The sequence below is a fragment of the Corallococcus sp. CA041A genome, from assembly GCF_003612075.1.
GTDB classification, from domain to species: Bacteria; Myxococcota; Myxococcia; order Myxococcales; family Myxococcaceae; genus Corallococcus; species Corallococcus exiguus.
Map to the genome: position 1 here is coordinate 1 of NZ_RAWF01000277.1, position 12709 is coordinate 12709.

11 protein-coding genes are annotated in these 12709 nt (G+C 71.7%); 6 read left to right on the plus strand and 5 right to left on the minus strand.

Annotation, left to right across the window (positions count from 1 at the left end; genetic code table 11):
* Nucleotides 1–4 precede the first annotated feature (4 nt).
* Nucleotides 5–685 carry a site-specific DNA-methyltransferase gene (locus tag D7V77_RS34555; RefSeq protein ID WP_233597412.1) on the plus strand — a complete coding sequence of 227 codons (681 nt, stop codon included), beginning with the start codon at nucleotides 5–7 and terminating at the stop codon, nucleotides 683–685.
* A gap of 4 nt (nucleotides 686–689) precedes the next feature.
* On the opposite strand, the gene D7V77_RS34560 is transcribed toward D7V77_RS34555, so the two are convergent.
* From D7V77_RS34560 to D7V77_RS34570, 3 genes are all read right to left on the minus strand, one after another.
* Nucleotides 690–1256, minus strand: coding sequence for a GNAT family N-acetyltransferase (locus D7V77_RS34560; RefSeq protein ID WP_120580530.1), 567 nt, complete (start codon nucleotides 1254–1256; stop codon nucleotides 690–692).
* Nucleotides 1253–1615, minus strand: a complete 363-nt coding sequence (locus D7V77_RS34565; RefSeq protein WP_120580531.1) for a hypothetical protein — start codon at nucleotides 1613–1615, stop codon at nucleotides 1253–1255. Before D7V77_RS34565 ends, D7V77_RS34560 begins: the two co-directional genes overlap by 4 nt.
* Before the next feature lie 78 nt (nucleotides 1616–1693).
* The gene (locus tag D7V77_RS34570; protein ID WP_120580532.1) at nucleotides 1694–2314 is read right to left on the minus strand and encodes a hypothetical protein; all 621 of its coding nucleotides are present in this window, start codon (nucleotides 2312–2314) and stop codon (nucleotides 1694–1696) included.
* A 285-nt stretch (nucleotides 2315–2599) separates the two neighbouring features.
* Here D7V77_RS34570 and D7V77_RS34575 point away from each other — a divergent pair, with 285 nt between their 5' ends.
* The 3 genes from D7V77_RS34575 to D7V77_RS34585 all read left to right on the plus strand — a co-directional run bounded on the left by D7V77_RS34575 (nucleotide 2600) and on the right by D7V77_RS34585 (nucleotide 5477).
* Nucleotides 2600–3955, plus strand: a complete 1356-nt coding sequence (locus D7V77_RS34575) for a sensor histidine kinase (RefSeq protein ID WP_120580533.1) — start codon at nucleotides 2600–2602, stop codon at nucleotides 3953–3955.
* Nucleotides 3952–4908 (plus strand): cyclopropane-fatty-acyl-phospholipid synthase family protein, encoded by a 957-nt coding sequence (locus D7V77_RS34580; protein ID WP_120580534.1) that lies wholly within the window; start codon nucleotides 3952–3954, stop codon nucleotides 4906–4908. The genes D7V77_RS34575 and D7V77_RS34580 overlap by 4 nt, the downstream gene beginning before the upstream one ends.
* 146 nt (nucleotides 4909–5054) lie before the next feature.
* Nucleotides 5055–5477, plus strand: a complete 423-nt coding sequence (locus tag D7V77_RS34585; RefSeq protein ID WP_199733940.1) for a hypothetical protein — start codon at nucleotides 5055–5057, stop codon at nucleotides 5475–5477.
* 55 nt (nucleotides 5478–5532) lie between these two features.
* Here the strand turns inward: D7V77_RS34585 and D7V77_RS34590 are convergent, their stop codons facing one another.
* Nucleotides 5533–6873: an outer membrane beta-barrel protein gene (locus D7V77_RS34590; RefSeq protein WP_120580535.1), complete on the minus strand. Its 1341-nt coding sequence runs from the start codon at nucleotides 6871–6873 to the stop codon at nucleotides 5533–5535.
* A gap of 285 nt (nucleotides 6874–7158) precedes the next feature.
* Here D7V77_RS34590 and D7V77_RS34595 point away from each other — a divergent pair, with 285 nt between their 5' ends.
* Nucleotides 7159–8409, plus strand: coding sequence for a DNA repair exonuclease (locus tag D7V77_RS34595; RefSeq protein WP_120580536.1), 1251 nt, complete (start codon nucleotides 7159–7161; stop codon nucleotides 8407–8409).
* Nucleotides 8406–11606: an AAA family ATPase gene (locus tag D7V77_RS45830; protein ID WP_120580537.1), complete on the plus strand. Its 3201-nt coding sequence runs from the start codon at nucleotides 8406–8408 to the stop codon at nucleotides 11604–11606. Before D7V77_RS34595 ends, D7V77_RS45830 begins: the two co-directional genes overlap by 4 nt.
* On the opposite strand, the gene D7V77_RS34605 is transcribed toward D7V77_RS45830, so the two are convergent.
* Nucleotides 11607–12398 (minus strand): DUF695 domain-containing protein, encoded by a 792-nt coding sequence (locus tag D7V77_RS34605; protein WP_120580538.1) that lies wholly within the window; start codon nucleotides 12396–12398, stop codon nucleotides 11607–11609.
* Nucleotides 12399–12709: the final 311 nt, after the last annotated feature.

The window sequence follows — 12709 nt, forward strand, 5'->3', positions numbered from 1 at the left end:
AGATGTGTATAAGACACAGTGGCTGGACGCGCGGCCGGTGTTGGAGGGGTGCTCGATGGTGGCGTCGATGCCGGACGTCTCCGAGTTCCCCTCGCTCACGGTGCCTCAGTGGAAGGACTGGTTCGTGGGGGCGGCGGCGAAGGTGTTGTCGCGGGTGCCGGCGGACGGGGTGGCGGTGTTCTACCAGTCCGACGTGAAGAAGGACGGGGCGTGGGTGGACAAGGGCTACCTGGTGTCGAAGGCGGCGGAGGCCGCGGGGTGCGACACGCTCTGGCACAAGGTGGTGTGTCGCCGGACGCCGGGGACGGTGACGTTCGGGAGGCCTGCGTACTCGCACCTGCTGTGTTTCAGCCGGGGGTTGAAGACAGACGCGGCGAAGTCCACGGCGGACGTCTTGCCGGACCCCGGCGAGGTGACGTGGACGCGAGGCATGGGGCTCAACGCGTGCCTGGTGGCGTGCCGCTTCATCCTGGAGCAGACGCGCACGCGAACGGTGGTGGATCCATTCTGCGGCCACGGCACCGCGCTCGCGGTGGCCAACGCGCTGGGTCTGGACGCGGTGGGCGTGGAGCTGAGCCGCAAGCGCGCCCGCCGCGCGAGGAACCTCCAGGCCGCGTGGACGGGCGGGAAGCTGGTGCTGTCCAGCGCGGTCGGTGACGGCGAAGAAGACCCGTCGCCGGAGTGACGACTCAGGCGTCGTCCTCGAAGGACGCACGCAAGTGGCTCAGGGGCTGGAACAGCCGCTGGGGCCACTCGGGCGCGCCGAGCCTGACGCCGATGAGCGGCCGGTAACCGAAGCGCGAATAGAAGCGGGCCGCGAACGCGTCCTTCGCATCCACGATGACGAGCACGACGCCCGCGTTCTCCCCGATGGCCAGTGCCCGGCGGTGCGCGTCATCCAGCAACTGCTCGCCCACACCCGCGCCCCTGACGCGCGAGTCCCGGGCGAGCCTTCCGAGGATGACCGCAGGAAGTGGATAGCGCGGCAGACGCTTGACGATGGCTTCCGGCGCTTCGTCTCGCGACACCTGCCCCACGGCGAGCGTGTAGTACCCGAGCACGCGGGGCCAGTCGAGCCGGGTGTCCGGACGGCGCAGCACCCAGGTCCGGCTCACGTCGCGGCGCTGGTTCTGGCCCGCGTCCTGCCGGAAGAAGCGGTTGAGCGCCTCGTGCTCACACTGGAAGCCGCTGGCCGCGTCCTCGCGGGTCAGCGCTTCCGTGAACGGCGCGGGAATGACGGGTGGCTTGCGGCTCAAGGGCGCTCGCGACGGCGGCGGCGGGAGAGTTCGCGCAGCGCGCGCGACGGCTTCGGGGGCGCAGCCACCGCCTTGGCCACCCGGTCGAAGTCCTTCGCGGGCAGGACGATGGACTCCTCGTCCATCGCCTTCCACTCCAGCCGGGTCAGCGCCGGAGAGCTGTACTCGCGCAGGGGCTGTCCGGGCTGGAGCGGCACGAAGGCGAGCCGAGAGCCCCGGCGCGCCTCCAGCACCACCTTGTCCAGCAGGCTGATGGCCTCGGTGATGATCTCGGAGACGTCCCCACCCAGCTCGCGCCGCAGCCGTTGGACCTGCTCCATGACCGGGTCGGAAACGGTGGGTTGCAATCGGTGGGACATGGCGAGCACTCCTGATTCACTTCTGATTCGGAAGTGAGTCACTTAGTCCTCACGCCCCGGAGATGCAATCCAGGCCGCTCAGGCCGCCTGGGCTCCGGCGAGCGCCTGGGCCACGTCCTTCTCCAGCTGGGTGAGGAACGTCTCGAACAGGCGCTCCTCCAGCGCGAGCGCGGGCTCCAGCGTCGTGCCCACCTTCGTCAGGCGCTCCGTGCACGCGTCCTCGATGGCGCGGCGGTGGGACTGCTCCTCCACCACCACGCGCCCCAGCTCCTCGCGCACCACCGCGTGCCGCGTGGCCGCCTTGTAGAGCGGATAGAGCACCATCGCCCGGCGCTCCACCACCGACGTGGTGAGCAGGTAGTGCAGGTACACGTCCGTCGTCCCCGTCACGCCCGTCACCCACTCCGCCAGCTGCCGGTCCAACGACTGGAACCACGCCGACGCCGCGCCCACGCTCAGGAACTCCGTCACGTCCTCGCGGCCCGCCACCTCACAGGCCAGCTGCTTGAACGTGAATGCATGCCGCGTCTCGTCCGCCAGGTGCCCCAGCACCTCCAACGACGGGTGCCGGTCCGCCACCGTGCGCGAAATCTTCCGCGCCCCAATGAACTCCAGCAGCGACAACGTGTGCAGCCACCTCACTTCCAACTCGGGAGACTGAGCCAGCTGCCGCAACACCGTCTGGATTCTGTCACGCATGGGGCGCCCCTCTATCGCGCCCCTCACGTCCTCCCAAGCACTGTTGCTCCGGACAGGAGTCATCACCCACCCTGACCGGGAAGACAGGGACGGAGGACTGGCCAACAATGTTCGTGCCCCCGGGTTTGACCGGGAGGGCTCCGCCGCCGTTTGCTTCTCCGTGCCGAGGGCTGTGCCTGGTGCCGGGGGGTTGACCAGCATGCGTCCGTATCGCGGAGACCTGCATCCGTCCGGGCACCGTCCAGCCCGCGCCGCCGTGTCGCGGTCCGGCACCGGAGCGCGCGCATGAAGGCCCTGCCCCTGTCCTCCATCCAGGGAGTGACGGCCTTCCGCCATTGGATGCGCGCCCAGGACGCGGGCCGGCTCCTCGCGTCCCTGCGCGTGCGCCCCCTCGCGGGCCACCTCCTCCGGGGCTCCGCGCTCGTGGGCGCCGTCGCTTGGGCCCCCGTCGTCCACTCCTTCTTCGCCGTGCCCTTCACGCCCGCGCTCGCGTGCTTCCTGCCCGGCGCCGTCCACCGCGTCGCCTTCGCCTGCGCGCACGCACGCCACCGGCGCGTGGGAGCCGTGAGCTGGCTCGCGTGGCTGCCGGGCCTGGCGCTGGAGCACTTCTTCCTCGCGGGCCTCACCGCGCTCGCCGCGCCTCGCGGGGCGCTCGTCCTCGGCGTGCTGCTCATCGGCACCTCCGCGGTGCACGGCCGGCGCTACCGGGTGACCTGGCGCGAGCCCTTCCTCATGGTCGGCACGCTCGTGGCCCTGCTGGGCGCGGCGGCCCTGGCGTGGCACTCCCAGAACGGGCTGCTCCTCGCCGTCATGGGGCCCGCGGCGCTGGTCGCGCAGCTGTACCTGGGCTCGCTCGCCATGCGCTACGACCAGTCCCGCGCGGACGCGGACCGCCTGCGCGCCGCCGTGCACGCGCAGCTCGTGGAGCAGCAGGAGCGCGACGTGGGCCGCCTCACCCAGGCCATGGCGGAAATCCTCGGCCACCACCAGGGCATGGACCAGGTGCTGCACGACGCGGGCACCGCCGCGGACATGATGAAGGCCTTCGGCACGCAGCGTAGCGCGCTCGCGCGCACCGGCTTCGAGGACCAGTCCCGCCAGCTCCAGGACAGCCTTCGACAGCTCCAGGAGATGGTGAAGGAGGTGCGCGCCAAGAGCCGCCGCTTCGCCGGCACGGAGCCGGAGGCCGTGGACCTGGGGCTGGTGCTGGAGTCCGTGCAGGCCCAGGTGTCCCTGCGCTTCCCCGACGTGGACATCCACGTGGAGATGCAGATGTCACGGCCGCCTCGCGCGCTCCTGCGCGGTGGGCCGCTCACGCTGCGCCGGGTGGTGGAGAACCTGGTTGTCAACGCATGCGAGGGCAATGGCGAACAGGGTGCTTCCCGGGTCTTCATCCGGGCACGCACCGAACCGCTCAGCGGACGCCTGGAGGTGGAGATCGAGGACGACGGACCCGGCTTCCCTCCGGAGCGTCTCAACGCGCCCGCGGAGGAGCTCTACACGACCAAGTCCCAGGGCACGGGGCTGGGCCTCTACACCAGCGAGTGCCTGCTCCGCGCCAGCGGAGGACTGCTGCACCGGCACAACGGACCGGGAGGCGGCGCCCTGCTCCGCATCCTGCTGCCCCGGGAGTACCCATGAAGCCCCTCAGCGCCTTCACTCCGACGCCGTCCACGACCCTGACGCGCGGGCGCGCCGCGAATGAAGCGGTGGCCCCGTCCAGCGGCCCGGTCCTGCTCACCTCGTTCGACGTGCGCGCCTACCATGAAGCCCTCGCCGCGCGCGGACTCGCCCGCCAGGGCACGAACCCCCGCGTGTACTGCCACACGGGATTGGTGGACCGGCTGCCTCCGCCCGGCACGCCGGGGCCGGAGCTGCGCGAGCGGCTGAGGGACTCGCAGGAAGCGATGCTCGTGGAGCTGGCGCGCGCCATGGGCCCCTTCCCTGATGGCGGCGAGGTGCTCGACGTGGGCAGCGTCCTGGGCGGCAGCGCGCTGTACTGGGCCCAGGAGCACCGCGCGCGCGTGACGGCGATGGTGACCGTGCCCACGCACCTGGAGCAGGTGCGCCGCTTCGCGCACGAGGCGGGCATGGGCGCGCACGTGCAGGTCCGGCTGTGTACGGGCGAGCCGCCCCGGCCCCGCGAGTGCTACGACGCCGTCATCGCCGTGGAGAACACCTGCGCCCTGCCCCGCGCGGAGTGGCTGCGCGGCATGCACGCCCGGCTCAAGCCCGGCGGAGTGCTCGCCATCGCGGACTGCTTCTGGGTGCGGCCCGACGCCGTGCATCCCTCCGAGAACGCGTGGAGCCGGCACCTGGGCAGCGTGAACGCGTTCCTCGCCGACGCGCGCGAGGCGGGCCTGGAGCTGGAGGCGCATGACGACGTGTCCGCGCGAGCGGTGGGCTTCTGGACGCTGAGCTCGGAGCTGCGCGTCCATGAGCACCTGGCCCGCGCGCCCACGGACGCACACAGCCTGCGCGCCGCGCTCAACGCCGTGCGCGCCGAGTCACGCCGCGAGCACCTGTGGCTGCAACAGGGCCTGCTGGATGGCGGGCTGGAGTACGCGCTGCTCGTGCTGCGCCGCGAGGCTTGATCCATTGCCCCTGGGCAGGCGGCCTGGCGGGCCCCTGCCCCATGGCACGAGGAGAGGGCGGCCTGGCGGCATGCAGCCCTCGGACGATGTCCCTGCGTCGCCCCACCCCCAGCCTTGGGTTCGTCACACCAACACGGGGGTCGAGCATGAAGGGTTTCACGCGATGGATGGTGCTGGGGGCGGTGGCGGGCGCGATGGCCCTGACCGGGTGCCAGAGCAAGGACCGCTCGCAGGAGAGCATGGGCGGCGGGACGGGAGGCTCCGGAAGCACCCAGGGCACCCAGGGCACCCAGGGCACCCAGGGCACCGAGCCTGGCATGGGCACGGGGCATGAACAGAGCCCGAGCCAGGGCGAAGGTTCGACGATGGATCAGGGCACGGGCGGAGCCGGCTACGACGCGGGCACGGGCGGATCCGGCTACGACTCAGGCACGGGCGGATCCGGCTACGACTCAGGCACGGGCGGCTCCGGCATGGAGCCTGGCTCCGGCATGGAGGGCTCCGGTGGCTCGAACGACACCACCGGCGGCAACACCGGATCCGGCTCGGTCCCCGAGCCTACCCGCTAGGCCTTGAGCCTCGGGGCGGCGCGGGCGTGACCGGATGGCGCGCCCGCGCCCTTCCTCAAATCTTCACCATCAACGCGCCGGTGAGGCGGCTCTCCGTCTTCACCAGGTCGGGGCTCCAGCCGTCCACGAGCGAGCCCGGCGCGCCCTGGTTGCCACCGGGCGGCGTGACGCCTCCGCGTCCGGAGAAGTAGGGCACGCTGGCGGCGCGGTGGTTGAACTCCACGCGGAAGGTGATGAACGGCTGGGGGATGACGTCCGCGGCCACCTGGAAGTCCCAGGCGCGGTAGCGGTCGCCCGGGTTCGCGGTGAAGTACGGCGTGCCGGAGGCCGCGGTCGTCCCGTTGATGGGCGGCAGCAGCACCAGGTAGCGCCCGGGGTTGGTGATGGCGCCACCGCCCACGGTCAGCGCCAGCCGGTCCTGGAGGAACCATGCGCGGTGGTACGCCATGAACCCCAGGAAGTACTGCGACCCGCAGTCCACGCCGCCGCCGAACTCACAGCCCGCGTCGAGCGTGAGTGACGCCGCCGCCTTGCTGACGAAGCCGCCCGGCGCGTCGTGGTACTTCACCATCACGCTGTCGTCGGTGTGCACGCGCGTGCGGCCCGGATTCCCCAGCGTGTCCGAGCCGTAATACTGATTGCCCACCACCGACAGCCAGCCCGTGGGACGCCACAGCACCTGCCCGCCCACGCCGTAGCCGTCGTTGAAGCGGCCATACGACTGCCAGCCGTTCACGAGCCACGGCTCAATCTTGAGCGTGTCGCTGACGAAGATTTGAGCGCGCACGCCGTTGAAGAACCACGGCGTGTTCGACGACACGTAGGACGGCTGGTAGGTCCAGTTGTCCGCGTTGTAGTAGCTCCACAAGCCGATGTAGCTCATGAAGATGCCGGCCTGCAGGTTGATGCCTCGCAGCGCATCGAAGTGGTAGCCGCCGTAGGCCTCGGAGACGTAGCGGTAGGCGTTGTCCAGGTTCCACTGGCCACGCGTAGGGCTCGCGTCGTTGCGCGGCGTGGTCTGCGAGTACATGCCGAACTGGGTCATCAAGCGGCCCATGACGTTCTTGTAGAGAAAGTCCCCGCCGATGCCGAGCTGCGTGACCTGCACCTCGCCGTGGCGGAACACCTCACTGGATCCGGAGAGCGTGTCGTCCCGCGGGCGGTTGAAGCTGTAGTGGTACGCCGTATCCAGACGGAACTCGCCGGTGAACGGGCCGAAGCTGAGCGGCTTCTCGCTGGCGCCCGCGTTGCCGGGCAGCCAGGAGAAGTCCGCGAAGGCCAGCGGCGCGGGGCGCTCGTCGGACTGCGCATGCGCATGCGCGCGCGGTGCGAGCAACAGCACGGCGAGCGCGGGTAGGAATGGGAGGTGGGGCAGCCAGGAGGTGACGGGTCTCATGGCCGGGCCGGATTGCAGCCGTCGTACCCGAGGGCGAAACGCGCGGGACTCCAGGAACCCCGCGAGGTTGGCGAAGAGGTGCGGGCCCTCGCGTCGTGCGAAATGCAGGATGTGCGTGCGGGACTTCGCGCGAAGCGCAAGAGGGCTGGACGCGCATCCAACGCGGCGGATTTTCACCCGTGGACTTCCCATAGGACCCAGGGGCATGCCCTGTGTCCACCGGCGCATCCCACCTGGGGGTGGAAAATCGGGAGGAGGGCGGGACTCGGGTACGGTGCCCGCACGATGCGCTTCTCCTTCGTGCACGCCGCGGATCTCCATCTGGACACTCCGTTCCGGGGCGTGGCCACGCACGGCCCGCTCCTGGAGCGCTTCCAGCAGTCCACCTTCCATGCACTCGCGCGCATCGTGGACGTGTGCCTGCGCGAGCGCGTGACGTTCCTGCTGCTGGCCGGGGACCTGTTCGACGTGAAGGACCGCTCGGTGCGCGCGCGGCTGGCGCTGCGCACGGAGCTGTCGCGGCTGGACCGCGCGGGCATCCAGACCTTCATCGTGCACGGCAACCATGATCCGCTGAGCGGCGACACCGGCACGCTGGGTCTGCCCGCGTCGGTGAAGGTGTTCGGTCCGGAGTGGGAGGACGTGGAGGTGCGACGCGAGGGCCGGCGCCTGTGTCACGTGCAGGGCGTTTCCTATCCGGACGTGGAGGTGCGCGAGAACCTGTCCGCGAGATTCCGCCGCACCGGCGAGCACTTCAGCGTGGGCCTGTTGCACGCGAACCTGGGCGGCGACGCGGGCCACGCGAACTACGCGCCCTGCACCGCCGCGGACCTGGCGGCGGGAGGACTGGACTACTGGGCCCTGGGCCACGTGCACACGCGCGCGGAGCACCTGCTGCCCGGCGGTGGCGTGGCGGTGTACCCGGGCAACCCGCAGGGCCGGCACGTGCACGAGACGGGCGAGCGCGGCTGCGTGGTGGTGGACGTGGAGGACGGCGTCGCGCGCAGGCGCTTCGTACCGGTGGACCGCGTGCGCTGGCACCGGCTGGACGTGCCGCTCGCGGGTGTCACGTCGCTGGACATGCTTCAGGCAGTGGCCACGGAGGTGGTGGAGTCACGCTGCGCGGAGGACTTCGACGGGCACGCGGTGCGCCTCACGCTGGCCGGACGCGGCCCGCTGCATCGGGAGCTCGTGCGGCCGGGAGCGAGGACGCAGCTGGAGTCGGACCTGCGCGAGCGGTTGGCACGCGCGCATCCGCCGGTGCTGCTGGAGTCGCTGCGCGATGGCAGCCGGCCGGAGGTGGACCTGGAGGCGGTGCGCGCCGGAGGCGGCTTCCTGGGCACGCTGTTGGAGGAGGCGCAGGCGCTGACCCATGACGACGCGGCGCTCGCGTCGCTGTGGGACGACGAGGACCTGACGACGCTGGGGCAGCGGCTCAAGCGGCTGGGCGTGGATGCGCTGGAGACGCCCCGGCCGGAGCTGGTGGCGCAGGCGGGCCAGCGCGGCGTGGAGCAACTCCACGAGGAGGCATCATGAAGCCGGGCCTGCGCATCAACCGCTTCCAGGTGGACGGCTTCGGGCACTTCCGCGGGTACTCGGGGACGCCGGGGCCGGGGCTCACGCTGCTGTACGGCCCCAACGAGGCGGGCAAGAGCACGCTGCTGGCGTTCCTGCGCGGCGTGCTGTTCGGCTTCGAGAAGCGCGGCCAGCCGGAGCGCTACGAACCGGAGGGCGCGCTCTTCGGCGGCGAGCTGTGGCTGGAGACAGCCTCCGGCCCGCTGGTGGTGCACCGCCACGGCGGCAAGCGCGCGTCGGAGGGCACGCTCACGGTGCGCGGCCTGGATGGACAGCCGCTGCCGGAGACGCTGCTCTACCAGGCGTTGGCGGACGTGCCGCGCGAGCTGTTCTTCGAGGTGTTCGCCTTCCGCCTGGATGAGCTGTCCTCGTTCCAGCGGCTCGCGCGGCAGCGCGGCGTATCGGAGGCGCTGTTCGCCGCGGGCATGCAGGGCGCGCGCAGGTTGCCGGAGGCGGTGGAGCGGCTGCGCAAGGACGCCGAAGCGCTGTACGCGCCGCGCGGGCAGAAGCCCGAGCTGAACCGCGTGATGAAGGACCTGGAGGAGGCACAGCAGGCGCTGCGCGAAGCAGGAGACCGGCCCGCGCTCTACTTCTCCACGCGCGACCAGCTGGCGGAGCGCATCGCGGAGGGCCACGCGCTGGAGGTGGCGCGCAAGCACACCGAGCATGAGCTGGACCACGCCTCGCGGCTGGAGTCCGCGCTGAGTGACCTGACGGGGCTCGCGCGCGACCGGGCGGAGCTGGCCACGCTGCCGGTGCTGGACACCTTCCCGCCGGGCGCGGAGACACGGCTGGAGGACGTGCTCCAGCGGCGCAAGACGTACCGCGCCCAGCAGGCACAGCTGCACGAAAGGCTCGCGCCCATCGAAGAGGCACGGGAGCGGCTGGCGGCCCCCTGGCCCGTGCGCGAACGCGCGGAGTCCCTGCGCACCGCGCTGGCCACATACTCCGGACACTCCGAACAGCTTCGCTCGCTGCCCGCGCGCAGGGCGTCGCTCACGTCGCGGCGGCGGCAGCTGGAGCAGTCGCTGGGAGAGCTGGGGCTCGCGGTGGACGCGGGCGGATTGCTCGCGCTGGACCTGGGCGCGCGGGCGCGCGGAGAACTGGAGTCTCTCGCGGGGAGGCTGGACGCGGCGGATACAGCGCTCGCGCAGGCGGAGTCGGAGCAGGCGCGCACGCGCGAGGAACGGGCCCGGTTGGAGACGGCGCTGGGGCGGGTCCAGGCGGAGCTGACCGCGCTGCCCGAGGCGCGGCCCGCGCAGGTGCGGCAGCGGCAGGCGGCGGTGGGACGGATGCGCGCGGTGCGCGGAGACCTGGAGCGGCTGGCCGAGCAGCGGCTGGAGCAGCGCCGCCAGATGGACGGCGTGCGGGCGCCCACGGACGCGGTGCCGCTGCGCTCGCTGGTGCCGCTGTCGTGGGTGGTGTCGGCGGCGCTCGTGGCGCTGGGGTTCGCGGCGCTCGCGGCGTGGATCGCGGGTCCGTCGGTGGGCGTGCTGTGCGCGGTGGGCGGCCTGCTGCTCGTGGGGTTGCTGCTGCTCGTGCGCCACCGCGTGGAGACGGCGCGCAAGGCCAGCCTGGAGGCACAGGCGGCGCGGCACCGCTGGCGGCAGCAGGAGGAGGAGCGGTTCCGCTCGGCGCAGGCGGCGATGAGCGCGCGCGAGGAACTGCTCCAGCGCGAGCTGTTGAACGCCTCCGGAGCAGCGGGACTGTCCCCGGGCGCGTCGCTGTCGGACCTGGCCGCGCAGGAGTCGCTGCTCGCGGAGCAGCTGACGCAGGCCGAGCGGCGCGAGCTGCTGGTGCGCGAGGAGGACACGCTGCGCACGGCCTGGGACGCGGCGGTGCGAGACGACCAGCGCGTGGAGGAGGCACGGCTGCGCGCGAGCCAGCGCGAGGAGGTGCTGCGCGAGGAGTGGATGGCGTTCCTGGTGGCGCGCCGCTTCCCGGAGGCCCTCTCCGCGGCGTCGGCGCTGACGCTCTGGCTCGACGCCGCGGCGCTGCGGCAGCGGCTGCTGGACCTGCGCACGGACGAGGAGGAGTTCACGGTGGCGGAGGCCGCGTGCGACGCGGTGACGACGCGGCTGTTGCAGGAAGCGCGGGCGGCGGGCATGCCCCCGGGGCAAGCGGAGACAGTGGCCGCGCGGGTGTCCGTGGCGCTGGAGGAGGTGCGCTCGAGGGCCGCCGACCAGCGGCACCTGGACGGTCAGCGCGGCGAGCTGCTGGCGGAGAAGGCGCGGTTGGATCAGCTGGCGCTGGACGAAGACCAGGCGTGGGAGGCGCTGCTCACGGAAGGCGGCTGCCAGGACGAGGCCACCTTCCGCCGCCGCGCGGTGCAGGCGCGCAGGTACGCGGAGCTGGCGGCCCGGGTGCGCGAGCACGTCCAGCGGGTGCAGGCACTCACCGGCCTGGGTGAGAACGCGGCGCACGAGGAGGTACACGCGGCGGGCGGCGAGACGGGCCTGAAGGAACAGCTCGCCACGCTGCGCGAGCGCCACAAGGCCGAGGGCGAGCGACACAAGGCCGTGCTCACGGAGCAGGGCAGCCTGAAGACGCAGCTGTCGCAGTGGGAGAACGACGACCGCGTGTCGCGGCTGCGCATCCAGGAGGAGACGCTGCGGGCGAAGGCGGCGGAGCTGGCCACGCGCTACGCGGCGGACCGGCTGACGCTGGCGTTGCTCGGAAGGGCGCGCCGCAGGTTCGAGGAGGAGCAGCAGCCGCGCGTCATCCAACTGGCGAGCGAGCTGTTCTCCGAGCTGACGGCGGGGCGCTACCGCCGCGTCTTCATCCCGGCCGGGGACGCGCGCGAGCTGCGGGTGAGCGACGGCGCCAGGGACTGGAGCGCGGAGCAGCTGTCCCGGGGCACGCGCGAGCAGCTGTTCCTCGCGTTCCGGCTGGCCGTCATCCGCGACTTCGGAGAGACGCGAGGCGCGCTGCCGCTCATCACGGACGACGTGCTGGTGAACTTCGATCCGGAGCGGGCCCGAGGCGCGGTGCGGCTCTTCGCGAAGCTGGCGGAAGCCCACCAGGTCATCGCCTTCACCTGCCACCCGTGGCTGCGCGAACTGTTCGAAGCGGAAGGCGCCCACGTCCTGGAGCTGCCCGGCGCCACGAAGTCCCCCCGAGAAGGCGCACAACCGTTACGGGTGGTCTCCAGCGGTTGACTAGAAGTCCTCCGACAGGAGCAGGCAGTCCCAGCCGTCATACGTGCCGTAGTGCGCTTCCACGATGTCGTGGATCTCCTCGGCCACCGCGTCCACCCGCGCATCGTCCACGGTGTCCACCCGGTGGAAGTCCAGGCGGTACCTCAGCCCGGGCATGCGTCCGGCCACGGGAACGAGCTGCCACCGGAAGCCCTGGAACCCCAGGTCCCGCAGCCGGGCCTCCACGTCCTTCGCCAGTGGCTCCCACGGGAAGTACGCGCGGTGGTCCACCTTCCGGGCCACGTCCAACAGATCCCCCTCCGCTCGAAGGAGCGCGACCCGCTGGCGGTTCATCCTCACCTGCCACTGCAAGGGCGACGGGAAGAGCGTCCGGAGATACGCCGTCCAGCGGGGGTCCCGCGTCCGCGCCACGCCCACGTCATAGGCCCCCTGATGGGCCTGCACGAGAGGCCGCACCTGCTCCGCCGTGACGGACTTCGGGCCATACAGGCAGACGACCTGCGCGCCCTGCGCCACCAGGTGCCCGACCAGCAGCAGCCCCAGGGGACGCAAACACGCCTCCAGCGCGTCCTGCACCGCGAACACCGCGTCCTTCTCATCGCTGTCCCGGAGCCCGTTCGACATCGGGTTCTTCAAGGGGAGGGACAGCTGCCAGAGCACGGGGTGGCTGGCCATCGGCGCGAGCCGGTTGGCACCCAGGTCAATCCACACGGTCTGCGGCCCCTGCGTGGACCACCGGAAGTAGTCCTCGAAGGATTCACTCCAGGGCTTCTCGGAGGACGGAGCGTTCATGCCGGGCAAGTCCAACCTCCAGAGGTCGTGGGCCGGTCGACCTCGCGCCCCCGCGCGGATCCAGACTCTAGCGCACAAAAAAATACTGGGAGCGCGCCCCCTCGACGCGCTCCCAGTAACTCAACCCCTCCCCCGAGGGGTCCCCCTCTCGGATGCGGCCCCCAAAGCTCCGCGTCCGTCCTGCTTTTCCTTCAAGACGTCGACTACCGAAAACCTTGAGTCCCGGAAGATCGACCCCCGAAACCCTTTCCCCCTCTGCCCGGTCCGCTCTGCGTCCCGAGCCCTTGGACCCTGGTGGCTCTGCCCCCAGC

What these genes read in the sequence shown, in the direction of transcription:
- D7V77_RS34565 (WP_120580531.1), bottom strand. Translation starts at nt 1,615, where the DNA reads ATGTCCCACCGATTGCAACCCACCGTTTCCGACCCGGTCATGGAGCAG.
- D7V77_RS34570 (WP_120580532.1), bottom strand. Translation starts at nt 2,314, where the DNA reads ATGCGTGACAGAATCCAGACGGTGTTGCGGCAGCTGGCTCAGTCTCCC.
- D7V77_RS34575 (WP_120580533.1), top strand. Translation starts at nt 2,600, where the DNA reads ATGAAGGCCCTGCCCCTGTCCTCCATCCAGGGAGTGACGGCCTTCCGC.
- D7V77_RS34580 (WP_120580534.1), top strand. Translation starts at nt 3,952, where the DNA reads ATGAAGCCCCTCAGCGCCTTCACTCCGACGCCGTCCACGACCCTGACG.
- D7V77_RS34585 (WP_199733940.1), top strand. Translation starts at nt 5,055, where the DNA reads ATGAAGGGTTTCACGCGATGGATGGTGCTGGGGGCGGTGGCGGGCGCG.
- D7V77_RS34590 (WP_120580535.1), bottom strand. Translation starts at nt 6,873, where the DNA reads ATGAGACCCGTCACCTCCTGGCTGCCCCACCTCCCATTCCTACCCGCG.
- D7V77_RS34595 (WP_120580536.1), top strand. Translation starts at nt 7,159, where the DNA reads ATGCGCTTCTCCTTCGTGCACGCCGCGGATCTCCATCTGGACACTCCG.
- D7V77_RS45830 (WP_120580537.1), top strand. Translation starts at nt 8,406, where the DNA reads ATGAAGCCGGGCCTGCGCATCAACCGCTTCCAGGTGGACGGCTTCGGG.
- D7V77_RS34605 (WP_120580538.1), bottom strand. Translation starts at nt 12,398, where the DNA reads ATGAACGCTCCGTCCTCCGAGAAGCCCTGGAGTGAATCCTTCGAGGAC.